This is a genomic window from Polaribacter sp. Hel1_85 (genome assembly GCF_000766795.1).
In the GTDB taxonomy this organism is placed as follows: Bacteria; Bacteroidota; Bacteroidia; order Flavobacteriales; family Flavobacteriaceae; genus Polaribacter.
The window spans coordinates 1,618,974-1,637,500 of sequence record NZ_JPDS01000001.1 but is presented as its reverse complement, the minus strand read 5'-3'; the positions used below and the strand labels follow the sequence as shown (position 1 = coordinate 1,637,500).

Here is an 18,527-nt window from a genome sequence, read left to right as displayed (position 1 = left end):
GATGGTACTGCATTTATGTGGGAGAGTAGGTCGCCGCCTTTCTTTAATCTTGATAGAATCAAGACAAACTAAACCTCAATTCTTAAAGAATTGAGGTTTTTTTATGGAATATAATTTGAATATATATTTGGCTGCTTGGGTTTGAGATGGGTTTTACCTTGTAATGATTAAACTGTGTTTTTTCTTATAACGTAGCTGTTTATAAAATGATTGCACCTCAAAATATTTTAAAAAATAAGTTGACCACATAGGGATATAGAATTCATAGTTTTTTTTACAAATAAAGGTTGTAATGTATTAGGAATAACTTTGTTTTTTCTTTATTCAAATTAAGGACAAGCGAAATGATATGATGTTACTTCTCGATACATTTTTTGTAGCTCACTAACACTTGAAGTAATAGTTGTGTTAGATGACTTTTGTCTTTATTGTAATGATAAAGTAGTTGCTATTTGCGTGAAGGATAGTAATGAAAAGCCCACAGTGAGGTACGAATGAGGACTTGCAATGGATAGCCTGACCTTTTTTAACTTTAATGTTTGTTTTTAATAACGTAATTGTTTGAAAAATGGGCACGCCCAAATTATAGATAGTTGTGATTTCTTGACGCTCATTATTCACACTGTCGAAATTACAGTAATGTAAAAACACAAAATTCATCAATTAATTTTGATGAGTTTTGTGTTTTTAAATGAGATACTTAGACAAGCTCAGTATGACAGCTCTCTGTGATATAAGATATTACATGGCAACTAAATCTCCAGAAACATCTTTAGAAGGTAATTCTGATTTACCCATTAAATAGATGTCTACTTGTCTTGCAGCCTCTCTTCCTTCAGAAATTGCCCAAACAATTAATGATTGTCCACGACGCATATCTCCTGCTGTAAATATATTTGGAACATTTGTCTGATATTTTCCATACTCTGCTTTGAAGTTTGAACGTGCGTCTCTTTCGATACCTAGTTTATCTGCAAGGGTACTTTCTGGGCCTGTAAAACCTAATGCTAGTAAAGCTAAGTCACAAGGCCAAGTTTTTTCTGTACCTGGTATTTCTATTAATTGAGGTCTTTGTCCTGGAACCATTTTCCATTCTACATTAACCGTTTTTAATGCTGTTAACTTTCCGTTTTTATCTTTTACGAATTCTTTTGTATTGATTAACCAATTACGTTCTACACCTTCTTTATGTGAAGAAGAAGTCTTTAACTGTAATGGCCAAAAAGGCCAAGGAGTTGTTGGAGAACGATGCCCTGGAGGTTTTGGCATAATTTCAAAATTAACAACAGATTTTGCTCCTTGTCTGTTTGAAGTACCAATACAGTCTGAACCTGTATCTCCTCCACCAATAACAATTACATTTTTATCTGTAGCTAATACTTGATCTTTAACTTCTTTACCAAATACTACTTTTGTTTGTTGTGTTAAGAAATCCATTGCTTGTACAACACCATCAGCATCAATTCCTGGAGTAGGTAAACTACGTCTTTCTGTAGCTCCTCCACATAAAACGATACTATCAAATTCTTTTAGATCTTCAACATCATAATTTACACCAACATTGATATTTGTCTTGAATATGATTCCTTCTGCTTCTAAAATAGCGACTCTTCTATCTATAATACCTTTTTCTAACTTAAAGTTAGGAATTCCATAACGTAATAAACCACCAACTTCATCATCTCTTTCAAAAACTGTAACTGTATGACCTGCTCTATTTAATTGTTGAGCTGTAGCTAATCCTGCAGGACCAGAACCTACAACAGCAATTGTTTTACCAGTTCTGTTTTTTGGAGGTTGTGGTTTAATCCATCCTTCTTTAAAAGCACGTTCTACAATATTTTTTTCTATATTTTCTATAGAAACGGGATCTTCTATTATACCTAAAACACATGATTGTTCACATGGAGCAGGGCATAACCTACCTGTAAATTCTGGAAAATTATTTGTAGAGTGTAATATCCAAGATGCTTTTTTCCATTCACCTTGATGTACCATATGATTGAAATCTGGAATAAGATTTCCTAAAGGACATCCACTATGGCAAAAAGGAATACCACAATCCATACAACGAGAACCTTGTTTCGTTATTTCTTTTTCAGAAAGAGGAACTGTAAATTCTTTATAATGCTGAACACGTTCTTCTACAGATTTATACGTTTCATCTTGTCTTTCAAATTCTTTAAATCCTGTTACTTTTCCCATGACATTATGCTATTGTTAATTCTTCAAACATTGGTTCTTCTGTTTCTAAACGTTCTAAAGCACGTTTGTATTCTGTTGGCATCACTTTTACAAAGTTTTTTAAACTTGTATCCCAATCTGCTAACAATGCAGCACCTTTTTTACTTTCTGTATATAATACGTGTTTTTCTATGGTTGCTTTTAATTCTGCAGCATCATCTTCTAATACTTCTTCAAATTCAATAGTTTCAGTATTACAAAGTCCGTTTACAAATTTGTTTTCTGGATCATAAACATATGCAATTCCACCACTCATACCTGCAGCAAAATTTCTTCCAGTTTTTCCTAATACTACAACTTTACCACCTGTCATGTATTCACAACAGTGATCTCCTACACCTTCTACAACTGCAGTTGCTCCGGAATTACGAACTGCAAAACGTTCACCTGCAATTCCGTTTATATATGCTTGTCCTGCTACTGCACCAAACATACAAACATTACCAACAATGATATTATTTTCTGCTAAAAAGTCTGCTTTTTCGGGTTTCTTTATAATTAATTTTGCTCCGGACAAACCTTTACCTAAGTAATCATTTGTATTACCATCTAAAATAAATGTTAATCCATGTGCTCCAAATGCTCCAAAACTTTGTCCAGCAGAACCTGTAAAGTTGATGTTTAAAGTATCTTCTGGTAATCCTAAATGACCATAAATTTTAGAAATTTCGTTACTTACAATTGCTCCTACAGTACGATCTGTATTTTTAATTGGATACATTAAGTTCATTTTCTCTTTTCTATACAAAGCTCTATGTGAATCTTTTAATATAGTAAAGTCAATTACATTATCGATATTATGATCTTGTTTCTCTGTATTTTTTACAGTCATGCTTCTATAAGCAGTTGGTCTGTGTAAAATACTAGATAAATCTAACCCTTTAGCTTTATAATGTTTAATCGCTTTATTAGCGTTGATTTTATGTGTTTGACCAACCATTTCATCTAATGTTCTGAAACCAAGTTGTGCCATAATTGCTCTTAATTCTTCTGCAATGTAAAAGAAGAAGTTAATTACATGTTCTGGTGTTCCTTTAAAGTTTTTACGTAATTCTTTATCTTGAGTTGCAATACCTACTGGACATGTATTTAAGTGACACTTACGCATCATAATACAACCAGAAGCTACTAATGGAGCTGTTGCAAAACCAAATTCTTCTGCACCTAATAAAGCTGCAATAGCAACATCTCTACCTGTTTTTAACTGACCATCACATTCTACAACAATTCTACTTCTTAAATCGTTAAGAACTAATGTTTGTTGTGCTTCTGCTAAACCAAGTTCCCAAGGTAAACCAGCGTGTTTTAATGATGTTAATGGAGAAGCTCCTGTACCACCATCATAACCAGCAATTAATACTACATCTGCTTTTGCTTTTGCTACACCTGCAGCAATTGTTCCTACACCAACTTCAGATACTAATTTTACATTAATTCTTGCTTCACGATTTGCATTTTTTAAATCGAAAATTAATTGTGCTAAATCTTCAATTGAATAAATATCGTGATGTGGAGGAGGAGAAATCAATCCAACAAAAGGTGTTGAATTTCTCGCAGAAGCAATCCAAGGTAAAACTTTTTCACCAGGTAATTGACCACCTTCACCAGGTTTGGCACCCTGAGCCATTTTTATTTGTATCTCTTTTGCACTTGATAAATAGTGAGAAGTTACTCCAAATCTACCAGATGCTACTTGCTTAATTGCAGAGTTTCTACTATCTCCATTGATATCTTTTTGGAAACGTTTTCTATCTTCACCACCTTCACCAGAATTAGATTTTCCTCCAATTCTATTCATTGCAATCGCTAAATTTTCATGAGCTTCACGTGAAATAGACCCATAAGACATTGCACCCGTTTTAAAACGCTTTACAATTTCTGTCCAAGGTTCTACTTCTTCTAAAGGAATTGGATCTAAGTTATCAAACTGAAACAAACCACGAATTGTCATTAAACTTTCTGACTGTTCGTTGATAGTTTTAGCATAAACATCATAACTTTTTTGATCACTTAATCTTACTGCTTGTTGTAATTTAGAAACTGTAGTTGGGTTGAATAAATGACGTTCTCCATTTCTTCTCCATCTATAATCTCCACCAACATTTAAACCTAAGTTTTTATCAATTTGATTATCTGGATATGCTTGTTTGTAACGTTGATCTATTTCTTTTTCTATTTCATATAGTCCAATACCTTCTATTCTTGAAGCGGTATATGGGAAATATTTTTCTACAAATTGTGAATTGAACCCTACAATTTCGAATATTTGTGAACCTCTGTATGAATGTAATGTAGAGATTCCTATTTTGTTCATTACTTTTAAAATTCCTTTACCAATTGCTTGGTTGAAATTATCAACTGCTTTTTGCTCATCCATACCAGTAATAAAACCTTCTTTTACTTGTGTACGGATAATTTCGTTAACCATATATGGGTTGATAGCACTTGCGCCATAACCGAATAAAGTGGCAAAATGATGTGGCTCACGTGGTTCTGCAGATTCAATAATAATATCGAAATGAGAACGCTTACGTAAACGATTTAATTGATGGTTTACAAACGAACATGCTAATAAAGCTGGTATTGGAGCAAGCTCTTTATTAACACCTCTATCTGAAAGAATAATAATATTTGTTTTTCTTTCTAAAGCTTTTTCAATTTGAATAATGATATCATCTAAAGCATCTTCTAATCCATTTAAACCTTGAGCTTTAGGGTATAATATTTCGATAGTTTCTGCTTTAAAACTTTCGATATCTATGTTTCTTATTTTTTCTAAATCTGCATTAGATATTACAGGATTTTGAATTCTAAGTTTTCTACATTGTCTATCAGTAATACTGAAAATGTTTCTGTCTTTTCCTAAATTTAAACTAATATCTGTTACAATATTCTCTCTAATTCCATCTAAAGGTGGATTTGTAACTTGTGCAAATAATTGTTTAAAATAATTAGATATTAATTGAGGTCTGTCTGATAAAACAGCTAGAGGTGTATCAATTCCCATTGATCCCAAAGCTTCTTTACCAACAATTGCCATTGGTGTAATTACTTCTTGAATATCTTCGAAAGTATAATTAAATAAACGTTGTCTTGTTTTAACATCAATAGTTTCAATAGGACAAGTTTCACTTGTATAAGGAACATCTTTTAAATGTAAACGAGTTTTATCTAACCATTCTTGGTAAGGTCTTTCAGAAACAATTTTACTTTTTATTTCTTTATCTTGAATGATTCTTCCTTCATTCATATCTACCAAGAACATTTTTCCTGGTTCTAATCTACCATGTTCTTTTACATCTTCTGGAGCAACATCTACAACACCAATTTCTGATGACATAATTAAACTTCCACTTTTTGTAACGGTATATCTAGAAGGTCTTAACCCATTTCTATCTAAAAGAGCACCAATATAATCTCCATCTGTAAAAGGTACAGAAGCAGGACCATCCCAAGGCTCCATTATACAACCATTATATTCATAAAAAGCTTTACGCTCTTTGGTCATTGTTTCGTGTTTTTCCCAAGCTTCAGGAATCATCATCATCATAATTTCTGGTAATGAACGACCTGTGTGAGTTAACAATTCTACAACCATATCCATAGAAGCAGAATCTGATTTTCCTGGTAAAATTATTGGAAATAATTTATCTATTTGTGGTCCAAAAACATCACTTTTCATGATTTCTTCTCGAACACGCATTCTACTAACATTACCTCTTAAAGTGTTAATCTCTCCATTCTGACACATGTGTCTAAATGGTTGAGCTAACTCCCAAGTTGGCATTGTATTGGTAGAAAAACGTTGATGTACTAAGGCCAAACGTGTTACTAAATCTATTTCTTGTAAATCTTTATAATAAGGACCAATATCTTCAGGCATAATAATACCTTTATAGATGATAGTGGTTATTGATAAACTTGGAATGTAAAAATAATTGCTTTCAGAGATTTTAGAATTTCTGATTGCATGTTCAGCTATTTTTCTTGCAGCATATAATTTTGCTTTAAAAGTAGCTTCATCTATTTCATCGGTTTTACCAATAAATAATTGTTCAATATTTGGTTCTGATGCTAAAGCAATTTCTCCTAATTGATAAGAATCTACAGGAACTTCTCTCCAGCCTAAAATAGCAAGTCCTTGTTCCTTTATTTCGTTTTCGAAAGTTGTTTTACAATAATCATATTGATTGGTAACTTTAGGAAGAAATACCATTCCAACTGCATATTCTCTTTGGTCAGGAATAGGAAAATCACATACACGTTTGAAATAAGCATGAGGAATATCTATTAATAAACCAGCTCCATCACCTGTTTTTCCATCTGCACTAACACCACCTCTATGTTCTAGTTTTTCTAGAATTTCTAGGGCATCGTGTATAATCTGATTCGTTTTTTCACCATTCAAATTACAGATAAAACCAGCACCGCAATTTTCGTGTTCAAACTCTGGTAAGTATAATCCTTGTTTCTCCATATTGTATTCAATTATATGTACAAATCTATGGATTTTCTTAAGAAGGACTTAATAATCTACTCTTTTTAATGTGATTTTTATGATGAAAACAATAAAGCGCTAAAAAAAACTTATTTATGATAATTAATGTCTTTTTAATTATGATATTCATAAAATAGAAAAAGTCTGTAAACATATTGTTTACAGACTTTTTATTTAATAGTTTTAATAATTAATGCTCATTTAAACGGAAGTCTGGATAAGCATCCATACCATGTTCATGTGCATCTAAGCCTTCTAATTCTTCTTTTTCACTAACTCTAATTCCAACAGTTTTCTTAAGTGTAAAAATAATTAAGAAAGATGAAATTATACAAAAAGCTGCATAACAAGCAACACCTGTTAATTGTGTTAAGAAAGAGTGTTCTGGATTTGTAGAGAATATACCAACAGCTAATGTTCCCCAAATACCACAGATTAAATGTACTGCAATAGCTCCAACAGGATCATCTAATTTAATAGCGTCTATAAAAGAAACAGCAAATACAATTAATGCTCCTGCAATTGCACCAATCATAATAGCGCTTTCTGGAGTCATAACGTCTGCACCAGCAGTAATACCTACTAAACCACCTAAAATACCATTTAAGAACATTGTTAAATCTAAGTTCTTGTATTTAATGAATGATACTAGAGCAGCTACAACACCACCTGCAGCAGCAGCTAAACAAGTTGTAACTAATGTTAAAGAAGTTAATTCTGGGTCTGCAGATAAAACAGAACCGCCGTTAAAACCAAACCAACCTAACCAAAGGATTAAAACCCCTGCTGTAGCTAATGGTATGCTATGACCAGGTATTGCCTGAGGTTTACCGTTCTTGAATTTTCCAATACGAGGACCTAATAACCAAACAGCAACTAGCGCTGCCCAACCACCAACTGAGTGTACTAATGTAGAACCAGCGAAATCATAGAATCCCATTTGGTCTAAAAATCCACCACCCCATTTCCATGAACCAGCTATTGGGTAAATTAAACCAACATATATAACTGTAAAAATCATAAATGGTCCAATTTTCATTCTTTCAGCAACAGCACCAGAAACAATAGTTGCAGCAGTAGCAGCAAACATTCCTTGAAATAAGAAATCTGTCCACCAAGTGTAACCTCCATCTGCGTATTCTGCAGTCATTCCATTTTCTGGTGGAGCAATTCCAAAACCAGCAAAGTCTAATACTCCTGCAGAACCTTCTGCAAAACCAGGGTACATTAAGTTAAAACCACCTATATAATACAAAAGTAATCCAGATGTAATAATAAAAATATTTTTAAATAAAATATTGATTGTATTTTTTTGTCTTGTCAAACCAATTTCTAAAAATGCAAAACCTGTGTGCATAAAGAAAACTAAGGCTGTACAGATCATCATCCATACATTGTTCGTTGTTAATAATTCCATGATTTTATTTATTTAGATTTTTTCTTTAAAGTTTCTCCTCCTTTTTCACCAGTTCTTATTCTGTATGCTTCAGTTATGTCTGATACAAATATTTTACCATCACCAACTTCTCCTGTAGAAGCAGATTTTAGTAATGCATCTATGGTTATTTTTTCAAAATCATCATTAACTACTATAGATAAGTGTCTACGTTGTATGTCACTTGTACTGTAGCTTACACCTCTATATACATGTCCTTCTTTTTCGTTACCTAAACCAGTAACATCCCAGTAAGAGAAAAAGTTTACATCAACAGCGTGTAATGCTTCTTTTACAGCACCAAACTTGGATTTTCTTATAATTGCTTCTATTTTTTTCATGATAAAATAAATTTATTGGTTAGTATTGTTTTTAGAAAGAGTACACTGCAGCTAAAGCAAATGAGCTTAAAGATTTATCTCCTACGAATGCAGGTTCTGAAGCTGAATCTAATCTTAATTCTGGGATAATTGTTAAAGATCCTATTGAGTAATTACCAGTTAAAGTAGTTGCAAATACACTAGAATCAGCTACCCCTGTTCCAATTGCACCAAAGTCACCGTCAGTTTCTTGGAAAAGTTCAGCTCTTAAACCGATTTTGAAAGAATCTGAAGTTGCAATTTGTGGGTATAAAGCTGCGCCATAGAATCCTGGAGCATCATCTCCTGAGAAATAAGCTGCGTTAACACCTAAAAAGAAAGTTTCTGATAAATCGAAACCACCTGTAAAATCTAATTCATAAGCTCCTTGATCATATAAGAAGTTAATATATTGTCCTGAAAACCCTAATTGAGCACCAAAAGCATAACTACCATTTGGGTTGTATTCAGTTGCATCAGTAGGATTCATAACAGCTAACATTAAAGAAGTATCTCCTCCTAAATCGAAATCAGCTTTAATACCTGTATGGCTAAAAGGCCCATAAGAGAATAAATAAGAAGTACTATAGTTAAAATTTGCAGTTGGAGAAATTACTTCATATCCTAAAAAAGTATTAAAGTTACCAATTGTAAGTGTTACTTTTTCACTTACATTCCAATAAGCATATAATTGGTTTACTATTGTAGAGTTTCCACTTACAACTGTACCATCTGCTAATTCTTGTTGAGAACCAAATACAGCATCTGCACCTCTAGGTCCATATACCATATCTGCAACAAATCCAACTTTTTCTCCTTCGTAAGCAGCAACTAAGTTAATCATTCCTAAAGAGAATCCAGGTAGGTTTGCAAAAGAACTACCAGGAGCAGTGTCAAATTCTCCACCACTGATGTTACCTCTAAAGTATGTGTCTACACTACCACTTAATGTAAATGTTTTTTCTTCTTTTTCTTGTCCAGTTACTATTAAGCTAGTTGCTAATAATAAAGTAAAAATGATTTTTTTCATAATTTAAGTTCTTTTAGTGTTTGTTGTTTTTAATTTTAATTGAACGGATCAAAAATATATATTTATTTTAAACTGACAAGGGGGTGTGTTTCCGAAAACGATATATATTTGAGTTATACCCATAAAAAAATAGGGGTTCTATTGAGATAAGTTTATTTTTTTGTTTTTGAAAGGTATAAAATGTGAGGTTTGTAAAAAAGTAGCATATAATTTTAGGATATTCATAAAAATGCACGTTTTGTAAAAAAAATCACAATTATTGTACATTTGCACCTATGAAATATTCATTTTCCTACATAATGAAGTTGCAATTTTTAGGTTTTCGGTTTTCTGGATGGCAAAAACAAACAAATGCAAAAACTTTACATGATATGGTTGATAAATCTTTATCATTTGTTTTTGAGGGTGTTAATTATAAGACCATTGGTGTTGGTAGAACAGATGCTAAGGTTTCTGCAAATACGTATTATATTCAAATGTTTACAGATGGATTAGTTGATGAAGTTTTCTTCATGAATTCTTTAAATTCTAATTTTTCACCTGATTTTAAAGCAATTTCTATTCAGAAAGTAGATAGAGGGTTTAATATTATTAACGTACCAAAGATTAAAGAATATCATTATTACTTTTCTTTTGGAGAAAAAAACCATCCTTTTGCAGCTCCTTTTTTGGTAAATGTTGATGAAATTCTTAATGTTGATGCAATGATGAAAGCTGCGAAGTTGTTTGAAGGAGAACATCATTTTCATAAATATTGTACAAAACCATCTGCAAATACAATTTTTAAAAGAGTGATAGATTCTTGTGAAATTGTAGGCAATGATATTTTAACTGCAAATTTCTTCCCAGAAAAGTCATATATATTAAAGGTAAGAGGAAAAGGTTTTTTACGTTATCAGATTAGATTGATGATGGCAACGCTTTTTGAAGTTGGTAAAGGTAATTTGGATTTAGATTTTATTGAAGCTTCTTTAAAAGAGGATAATGATAGAAAGTTTTTACGAAATATTGCTCCTGCTTCTGGTTTGCAATTATTTGATATTGAGTTGGAGTTATAAAAATTACTACATAGTAAACGTAGTTTTTTTGAAAATAAGCAATGAATTGGGTTTTTAAATATTCGATTTTGTTGGCAAGTAGTTGCGCAAAGGATTGAAGCGTTTGTTTGAGCTCTTTTTGAGATGCTGAATTAAATTCAGCAGAACAAAAAAGCGAGTGCGAAAAGCCTGACCTGAAAGGTTGCGCCCAAAAGAAAAATCCACCTTTTAAAAAGATGGATTTTTATACCTTATATATAAAGAGTAATTGTTGTCTGTTTTTAAATAGTTCTCGATTGCGCTCGAACTGGCAATTTTTATCCTTTGATAACTCCTCTAGAAATTACAATTTTTTGAATCTCTGAAGTTCCTTCGTAAATCTGTGTAATTTTTGCATCACGCATTAAACGCTCTACATGATATTCTTTTACAAAACCATTACCTCCATGAATTTGAACTGCTTCTACAGTTTGTTCCATAGCGACTTTACTTGCGTATAGTTTTGCCATTGCAGAAGACATGTCGTAATTATTGCCTTGGTCTTTGTCCCAAGCAGCTTTTGTGACCAGCATTCTTGCCGCTTCAATTTCTGTATACATGTCTGCTAATTTAAATGCAATTGCTTGATGGTTGCAAATTTCTGTTCCAAATGCTTTACGGACTTTAGAGTATTTTAAGGCCAATTCGTAGGCTCCAGAAGCGATTCCTAAAGCTTGAGCAGCAATACCAATTCTTCCTCCAGAAAGAGTTTTCATGGCAAATTTAAATCCAAAACCATCTTCACCTATTCTATTTTCTTTAGGAACTTTAACGTCGTTAAATTGTAAAGTATGCGTGTCTGAACCACGAATTCCTAATTTATCTTCTTTTGGACCAACATGAAAACCTTCTGTTCCTTTTTCAATAATAAATGCATTGATTCCTCTATGACCTTTGCTTCTGTCTGTTTGTGCAATTACCAAATACACATCTGCACGTCCACCACTTGTAATCCAGTTTTTGGTTCCGTTAATTACATAATGATCTCCTTTATCTTCAGCAGTTGTAGCTTGTGATGTTGCATCAGAACCAGCTTCTGGTTCGCTTAAGCAAAATGCGCCAACAAACTCACCTGTTGCTAATTTTGTTAAATATTTTTGTTTTTGATCTTCAGATGCATATGCTTCTAAACCATAACAAACTAAAGAATTGTTTACAGAAACAATTACAGAAGCAGAAGCGTCGATTTTAGAAAGTTCTTCCATAATTAATACGTAAGAAATAGCGTCCATTCCACTTCCTCCATATTTTGGGTCTACCATAATTCCTAAAAAACCTAAATCTCCCATTTTTTTAACTAATTCATTTGGGAATTCTTGCTTGTTATCTCTTTCTATAACACCAGGTAATAATTCTGCTTGAGCAAAATCTCTTGCAGCATCACGTATCATGATGTGTTCTTCTGTTAAACTGAAATTCATCTGTATGTATTTTTGTTAAATTCGTAATTTATTGCTCCAAAGATATCGATTTCGTAACTTATTTTCAATAGACTTTTGTTAATTTTACATATATGAATAAAAGTGAGGTTTTTGTAATTGGCTTGATGTCTGGAACATCCTTAGATGGCATTGATTTAGTGTATGTGAAATTTAATAAAAAGAAATATCAAGATTTTAAAATTTTGCATTCAGAAACAGTTTCATATACAAAAGATTGGAAATTAACTTTACAAGATGCTATCAATTTTTCTTCTAATGATTTAAAACAATTAAATCTTGATTATGGATTTCATTTAGGGAAAGTTATTAATGGTTTTATTGATGAATTTAATATTCAGAATATTGATTTTATTGCTTCTCATGGGCATACAGTTTTACATCAACCTCAAAACGGAATTACGCTTCAAGTTGGAGATGGTCAAACGATTGCTGATGTAACAAAGCAAAAAGTTATTTGTGATTTTAGAACTCAAGATGTAAAATTAGGTGGGCAAGGAGCGCCTTTGGTGCCAATTGGTGATGAGTTGCTTTTTTCTAATTATGATTATTGTTTAAATCTTGGAGGTTTTTCTAATATTTCTTATCATAAAGCAGGAAAAAGAATAGCTTTTGATGTTTGTCCGGTAAATATTGTAATGAATCATTATGCAAATAAATTAGGTTTAGAATATGATGAATCAGGAAAAATTGCATTCAAAGGAAAATTAAATGAATCTCTTTTAGAGGAGTTGAATTCGCTAGAATTTTATCAAAAAGAACCCCCAAAATCTTTAGGGTTAGAATGGGTGCAAGATGTTATTTTTCCTTTAATATCTAGTTTAGAAACAGATGTTTCCTCAATTTTAAGAACTTTTGTAGAACATATTGCTATTCAAATAAGTAAAATAATAAAAGATAATAATTCGGTTTTGTTTACTGGAGGTGGAGTTTTTAATTCTTTTTTAATGAATCGAATTGAAGATGTTTCTAATATTAAAATTAAGTTACCAAGTTCTAAACTTATCAATTTTAAAGAAGCATTGCTATTTGCTTTTTTAGGTGTTTTAAAGCTTGATAATCAGATTAATTGCTTGTCTAGTGTTACTGGTGCTATAGAGGATCATTCATCTGGAAATATTTTTTTGCCTTCTGGTAATCAATAAAAATTTGAGCAATCATTTTTTTACTGTAAGTTTGTAGGGTATCAACTAAATAATATTTCTAAAAATTTTATAATGAATCAGCTTTAACTTTTCCCCTGAAGGGGATTTTAACGAAAAATTAAAATTGTTTGAAAAAGCAGGAAGAAAGTTAATTTATTTAAAATTTTATAATGAAAGAATTATTAAAAATATACGAGAATAAACAGCCAGAAATAGTTTTTAATTGGAAAGATTCGGAAACTGAAGCAGAAGGTTGGACAGTGATAAACTCTTTAAGAGGAGGAGCAGCAGGAGGAGGAACAAGAATGAGAGAAGGTTTAGATATGAACGAAGTTCTTTCTTTAGCTAAAACAATGGAAGTGAAATTTACGGTTTCTGGACCAGCAATTGGAGGTGCTAAATCTGGGATTAATTTCAATCCTCAAGATCCTCGTAAGAAAGGAGTTTTAGAAAGATGGTTTAACGCTGTTTCGCCATTATTGAAAAATTATTACGGAACGGGAGGAGATTTAAATGTAGATGAAATTCATGAAGTAATACCAATTACAGAAGATAGTGGAGTTTGGCATCCTCAAGAAGGCGTTTTTAATGGTCATTTTAAACCAACTGAAGCAGATAAGATTAATAGAATTGGTCAATTAAGGCATGGGGTGATAAAAGTCATAGAAAGCAAAATTTATTCTCCTGATATTTCGGCGAAATTTACAGTAGCTGATATGATTACTGGTTTTGGTGTTGCAGAAGCTGTTCGTCATTATTATGATATTTATGGAGGTTCTGTGGTTGGTAAAAGAGCAATAGTACAAGGTTTTGGAAATGTAGGTTCTGCAGCAGCATATTATTTAGCACAAATGGGTGCTAAAGTTGTTGGAATTATTGACAGAGTTGGAGGAGTAATTAATGAAGATGGTTTTTCTTTTGAAGAAATAAAAGAATTATTTTTACATAAAAATGGTAATACATTGGTTGCTGAAAATATGATTCCTTTTGAAGAAATTAATGAAAGAATTTGGAATTTATCTTGTGAAGTATTTGCACCTTGTGCAGCTTCAAGATTAATAAAACAAGAGCAAATCAATCAAATGATTGAAACAGGTTTAGAGGTAATTTCTTGTGGAGCAAATGTTCCTTTTGCAGACAAGGAAATTTTCTTTGGATCAATAATGGAGGATACAGATAAAAAAGTAAGTCTAATTCCTGATTTTATTTCTAATTGTGGTATGGCAAGAGTTTTTGCTTACTTTATGGAAAGAAGAGTAGAAATGACAGATGAAGCTATTTTTGAAGATACTTCAAATACAATTAAAAAAGCATTGCAAAAAACGTTTGCAAGAAGCGCGTTAAAAACAAAAATAAGTGAAACAGCGTTTGAAATAGCGCTAAAAGAATTGATATAAACAAAAAACAAACAAACAATTAAAATGGAGTCAGTAATTATTATTGTATTTGTAATGGGGTATTTGGCCATTACTTTAGAGCATAACTTAAAATTAGATAAATTAATCCCAGCCCTAATTATGATGGCAGTTTGTTGGGCATTAGTTGCACTAGGTGTCGATAATTTTACGAATTGGTTTGATTCTGCGAATCATGGTCTGGTAGATGGTTTTGCGTCTATGGTACATGATGATAAATTACATTTAGTAGAAGAAACATTATTACATCATTTAGGGAAAACTGCAGAAATTTTAGTTTTTCTTTTAGGAGCAATGACAATTGTTGAAATCATAGATTATTTCGATGGTTTTTCTACAATTAAAGGGTATGTGAATTTTAAAAGTAAAAAGAAACTTTTATGGATGTTCTCTATTTTAGCTTTTATTTTATCTGCAATTATAGATAACTTAACTGCAACAATTGTATTGATTTCAATTTTACAGAAAATTGTTAAAACAAGAGAAGATAGAATTTGGTTTGCAGGTTTAATTATTATTGCAGCAAATGCAGGTGGAGCTTTTTCTCCTATTGGAGATGTTACAACAACAATGCTTTGGATTGGAGATAAAGTAAGTACAGGTATGTTATTTACCTATTTATTTATTCCTTCTTTATTATGTATGGTTGTACCTTCATTTATTGCAACCTTTTTACCAGCATTTAAAGGTGAAATAGATTTTGATGAAAATGAAGTTGAAAAACCTAAAAGTAAACACAGTGGAAGAATGTTGTATTTAGGATTAGGAGCAATTTTATTTGTACCAATTTTTAAAACAGTTACACATTTGCCTCCTTATGTAGGGATGATGTTGTCATTGGCAGTTGTAGCTACTTTTGCAGAGATTTATAGTAATTCAAAATTCTCTATTTCTAGTGTAGAAGGTGTGGAAGCAGAAGAACACGAAGCAGAAGCGCATCATAGTCCTGTTCATCATTCATTATCTAAAATTGAAATGCCAAGTATTTTATTTTTCTTAGGAATTTTAATGGCAGTTGCTGCTTTAGAATCTTTAGGAATTTTATTTAATTTTGCAGATAGTTTAAAACAAGGAATTCCTTTAATTGGTACAGAATTAGACGGAACAGTAGTTTCAGATTTAGTAGTAATATTGTTAGGTATTGGTTCTGCCGTTATTGATAATGTTCCTCTAGTAGCAGCTAGTTTAGGTATGTTTTCTGAAAGTTTAGACAATCCTTTATGGCACTTTATCGCTTTTTCAGCAGGTACAGGTGGATCAATGTTAATAATAGGTTCTGCAGCTGGAGTTGTTGCAATGGGAATGGAAAAAATAGATTTCTTTTGGTATTTGAAAAAAATATCTTGGTTAGCTTTAATAGGGTTTTTAATAGGTTCTGCAGCATTTGTAGTGTTAAGAATGTTTATATAATCTAAAAGAAAATAAAGACAAAAATGCCATTTTGCGATTAAGCAAAATGGCATTTTTTTTGCTGTAAAAAGAAATCTATTCTTTAGCTTTGAAACAATTTTAAAAAAGAATAGTCGTTTACTAAATAGAACTTAAAAAAAGAGAATTTAATGATATCATTTTTTCAGGATAATAAAGAAATTTTAGAAGAAGTTGTTTCAGAAGAAAAAACACTTTCTATCTATAAATTAATTATGGATGGTGGTTTAGGAGGGCAAATAATAATAGCGTTACTTTTTGTATTATTAGCTGTTGCATTATATATTTACTTCGAGCGTTTTTTTGCGATAAAAGCGGCATCAAAAATTGATGAGAATTTTATGAACCAAATTAAAGACTATGTTTCAAATGGAAAATTAGAGTCTGCAGATGCGCTTTGTAAAAGTAAAAATACACCAACAGCAAGATTAATAGGAAAAGGAATTTCTAGAATAGGTAAGCCTTTAGATGATATAAATACTGCTATTGAAACTGCAGGAAAACTAGAGGTTTATCAATTAGAAAAAAATGTAAGTGTTTTAGCAACAATTGCAGGAGCTGCACCAATGATTGGGTTTTTAGGAACTGTTATTGGAATGATAATTGCCATACATGAAATTGCAAATGCAGGTGGTCAAATAGATATAAAAATGCTTTCTGATGGTTTGTATACAGCAATGACAACAACAGTTGCAGGTTTAATTGTAGGGATTATAGCCTATGTTACTTATAATCATTTAGTGGTTAGAACAGATAAAGTTGTATATCAAATGGAAGCAAAATCTGTAGAGTTTTTAGATTTATTAAACGAGCCAGTATAGAAATCTTATTAAAAGATTGAATAATTTAAAGATTAAAGCAACAATTTTTGAATTATTTAATTTTTCAATCTTTAAATAATTCAAATGAATTTACGTGGAAGAAATAAAGTAGATCCGTCGTTCAATATGTCATCAATGACAGATATTGTTTTCTTATTATTAATATTTTTTATGTTAACATCAACCTTAGTTACAGTAAGTGCAATTGATGTTTTATTGCCAAAAGCAGGAGGGAAAACAGAAAACAATAAATCAGTAGCGGTAACAATTACAAGTAAATCAATATTTTATATTGATAAAACTAAGGTGAGCTCATCAAAATTAGAAAGTGAAATATTAAGAAGTGTTGGTACAGATAAAAAGAAAACAATTGTAATTAGAGGAGATAAAGATGTTCCTTATAAAAACGTAATGAAAGTTATTGATATCGCAAATAAAAATAAACTAAAAATGATTTTGGCCGTAAAAGGAAAATAATTATTGGGGCGTTTTAACGGGCTTTCCACGATATCTTTTTGCAGAAAAAGCAAAAAGGATGCTGTTTCAATCCCTAACGCTATCGCAAGTTTAAAAAAGTATTTACCAAATTATTCTAATAAGATTATTTAACAAATAATAGTGAAAATTTTAGAAACAAAACATAAACGTAAATCAGCTATAATAACAGCAGTAATTCTGTTGCTTTTGTTGTTCGGAATTTTCAATTATGGAATGCAATATTTAGATCCACCAGAAGAATATGGTTTAGCAATAAATTTTGGGAATTCAGAAGTTGGTAGTGGAGAACCTGTTGAAAAAACAAAGAAAATTTCAACACCAAAAGTGGTTGAGAAAAAAGAGGTTGTAGAAGAAGAGGTTAAAGAAGTTCCAAAAGAAATCATTGAGGAAGAAATTATTACAAATGAAAGTTCTAAAGATGTTCCTGTTGTAGAGAAGGTAAAAGAAGTAAAGAAAGAGCTTGTGAAAGAGGTTGTTAAAAAAGAAGTTCCAAAAGAAAAGCCAAAACCCAAACCATCAAAAGAAACACAAGATGCGTTAAATAATTTATTAAATGGTAATTCTTCAGATGGAAAGCCAAAAGGTGAAGGTGATGATAAAGAGGTTGGTGTAAAAGGAAAAGAAAATGGTAATCCAGATACTAATAAATATTATGGAAATACAGGAAGTGGTTCTGGTGGAAATTATAATTTAGCAGGTAGAAAAGCGCTTTCAAAACCAAAAGAACAACCAGATTGCCAAGAAGAAGGAACTGTTGTTGTGAGAATTCAGGTAGATAAAAATGGTAAAGTTGTTTATGCTCAAGCAGGAGTTCAAGGAACAACAAATTCTGCACCTTGTTTGTTAAAACCGGCTAAAGAAGCAGCCTTAAAAACAAAATGGAATGCAGATAGCAAAGCTCCATCAAAACAAGTAGGAACTATTATTTATAAATTTTCTTTGTCTAAGTAATTATTAATTTTTACATTTCTGCCACTTTTGTAAAACAAAGGTTAATCAACGGCATTTAATCATTGAACTTAGTTAATTGACTTTTCGCCGACAGTTGAGCTTAATTTTAAAATTTGTATCCGATATTTGTATCATCATTAATAAATAAGTGTAAATAACTACGTCGATACAAAAGCAATATTTTTACA

Annotated in this window: 13 protein-coding genes and 1 rRNA gene (1 of these 14 only partly in view); 8 read left to right on the top strand and 6 right to left on the bottom strand. The window is 31.5% G+C overall.

Translation table 11 applies throughout. The features are described 5' to 3' along the window. Positions 1-42, top strand: a 5S ribosomal RNA gene (rrf, locus tag PHEL85_RS07160); it begins 68 nt to the left of the window's first position. 699 nt (positions 43-741) lie between these two features. Here rrf and PHEL85_RS07155 read toward each other — a convergent pair. The 5 genes from PHEL85_RS07155 to PHEL85_RS07135 form a co-directional block, all read right to left on the bottom strand. Beyond that, on the bottom strand, positions 742-2,205 hold the full coding sequence (locus PHEL85_RS07155; protein ID WP_036822863.1) for a glutamate synthase subunit beta: 1,464 nt from the start codon (positions 2,203-2,205) through the stop codon (positions 742-744). Between the two features lie 4 nt (positions 2,206-2,209). Further along, complete coding sequence (gene gltB / locus PHEL85_RS07150; protein ID WP_036822860.1) at positions 2,210-6,721, bottom strand: glutamate synthase large subunit; 4,512 nt, start codon at positions 6,719-6,721, stop codon at positions 2,210-2,212. Between the two features lie 211 nt (positions 6,722-6,932). Further along, positions 6,933-8,159, bottom strand: coding sequence for an ammonium transporter (locus PHEL85_RS07145; RefSeq protein WP_036822857.1), 1,227 nt, complete (start codon positions 8,157-8,159; stop codon positions 6,933-6,935). A gap of 8 nt (positions 8,160-8,167) precedes the next feature. Next, positions 8,168-8,518 (bottom strand): P-II family nitrogen regulator, encoded by a 351-nt coding sequence (locus PHEL85_RS07140; protein ID WP_036822855.1) that lies wholly within the window; start codon positions 8,516-8,518, stop codon positions 8,168-8,170. A gap of 31 nt (positions 8,519-8,549) precedes the next feature. Continuing rightward, complete coding sequence (locus PHEL85_RS07135; protein WP_036822852.1) at positions 8,550-9,566, bottom strand: outer membrane beta-barrel protein; 1,017 nt, start codon at positions 9,564-9,566, stop codon at positions 8,550-8,552. A 299-nt stretch (positions 9,567-9,865) separates the two neighbouring features. On the opposite strand from PHEL85_RS07135, the gene PHEL85_RS07130 reads away from it, so the two are divergent. Further along, a complete protein-coding gene (locus PHEL85_RS07130) occupies positions 9,866-10,624 on the top strand; it encodes a tRNA pseudouridine(38-40) synthase TruA (protein ID WP_316931333.1) in 759 nt (252 codons plus the stop codon). A 296-nt stretch (positions 10,625-10,920) separates the two neighbouring features. On the opposite strand, the gene PHEL85_RS07125 is transcribed toward PHEL85_RS07130, so the two are convergent. Beyond that, positions 10,921-12,063: an acyl-CoA dehydrogenase gene (locus PHEL85_RS07125; protein WP_036822846.1), complete on the bottom strand. Its 1,143-nt coding sequence runs from the start codon at positions 12,061-12,063 to the stop codon at positions 10,921-10,923. 92 nt (positions 12,064-12,155) lie between these two features. On the opposite strand from PHEL85_RS07125, the gene PHEL85_RS07120 reads away from it, so the two are divergent. From PHEL85_RS07120 to PHEL85_RS07095, 6 genes are all read left to right on the top strand, one after another. Further along, positions 12,156-13,226, top strand: coding sequence for an anhydro-N-acetylmuramic acid kinase (locus tag PHEL85_RS07120; protein WP_036822844.1), 1,071 nt, complete (start codon positions 12,156-12,158; stop codon positions 13,224-13,226). A gap of 170 nt (positions 13,227-13,396) precedes the next feature. Beyond that, on the top strand, positions 13,397-14,623 hold the full coding sequence (locus PHEL85_RS07115) for a Glu/Leu/Phe/Val dehydrogenase dimerization domain-containing protein (protein WP_036822841.1): 1,227 nt from the start codon (positions 13,397-13,399) through the stop codon (positions 14,621-14,623). A gap of 24 nt (positions 14,624-14,647) precedes the next feature. Then, positions 14,648-16,051, top strand: coding sequence for a sodium:proton antiporter NhaD (gene nhaD, locus PHEL85_RS07110; protein ID WP_036822838.1), 1,404 nt, complete (start codon positions 14,648-14,650; stop codon positions 16,049-16,051). A 149-nt stretch (positions 16,052-16,200) separates the two neighbouring features. Continuing rightward, positions 16,201-16,890: a MotA/TolQ/ExbB proton channel family protein gene (locus tag PHEL85_RS07105; protein ID WP_036822835.1), complete on the top strand. Its 690-nt coding sequence runs from the start codon at positions 16,201-16,203 to the stop codon at positions 16,888-16,890. Positions 16,891-16,974: 84 nt separating this feature from the next. Beyond that, complete coding sequence (locus PHEL85_RS07100) at positions 16,975-17,367, top strand: ExbD/TolR family protein (RefSeq protein WP_036822832.1); 393 nt, start codon at positions 16,975-16,977, stop codon at positions 17,365-17,367. Between the two features lie 141 nt (positions 17,368-17,508). Then, positions 17,509-18,339, top strand: a complete 831-nt coding sequence (locus tag PHEL85_RS07095; protein WP_036822829.1) for an energy transducer TonB — start codon at positions 17,509-17,511, stop codon at positions 18,337-18,339. The last annotated feature ends 188 nt before the right edge of the window (positions 18,340-18,527 follow it).

Excerpts from the sequence above, each read along its gene's own strand:
- gltB (WP_036822860.1), bottom strand. The coding sequence starts at position 6,721 with ATGGAGAAACAAGGATTATACTTACCAGAGTTTGAACACGAAAATTGC.
- PHEL85_RS07155 (WP_036822863.1), bottom strand. The coding sequence starts at position 2,205 with ATGGGAAAAGTAACAGGATTTAAAGAATTTGAAAGACAAGATGAAACG.
- PHEL85_RS07125 (WP_036822846.1), bottom strand. The coding sequence starts at position 12,063 with ATGAATTTCAGTTTAACAGAAGAACACATCATGATACGTGATGCTGCA.
- PHEL85_RS07115 (WP_036822841.1), top strand. The coding sequence starts at position 13,397 with ATGAAAGAATTATTAAAAATATACGAGAATAAACAGCCAGAAATAGTT.
- PHEL85_RS07120 (WP_036822844.1), top strand. The coding sequence starts at position 12,156 with ATGAATAAAAGTGAGGTTTTTGTAATTGGCTTGATGTCTGGAACATCC.
- PHEL85_RS07135 (WP_036822852.1), bottom strand. The coding sequence starts at position 9,566 with ATGAAAAAAATCATTTTTACTTTATTATTAGCAACTAGCTTAATAGTA.
- PHEL85_RS07145 (WP_036822857.1), bottom strand. The coding sequence starts at position 8,159 with ATGGAATTATTAACAACGAACAATGTATGGATGATGATCTGTACAGCC.
- PHEL85_RS07140 (WP_036822855.1), bottom strand. The coding sequence starts at position 8,518 with ATGAAAAAAATAGAAGCAATTATAAGAAAATCCAAGTTTGGTGCTGTA.
- PHEL85_RS07130 (WP_316931333.1), top strand. The coding sequence starts at position 9,866 with ATGAAGTTGCAATTTTTAGGTTTTCGGTTTTCTGGATGGCAAAAACAA.
- PHEL85_RS07100 (WP_036822832.1), top strand. The coding sequence starts at position 16,975 with ATGAATTTACGTGGAAGAAATAAAGTAGATCCGTCGTTCAATATGTCA.
- nhaD (WP_036822838.1), top strand. The coding sequence starts at position 14,648 with ATGGAGTCAGTAATTATTATTGTATTTGTAATGGGGTATTTGGCCATT.
- PHEL85_RS07105 (WP_036822835.1), top strand. The coding sequence starts at position 16,201 with ATGATATCATTTTTTCAGGATAATAAAGAAATTTTAGAAGAAGTTGTT.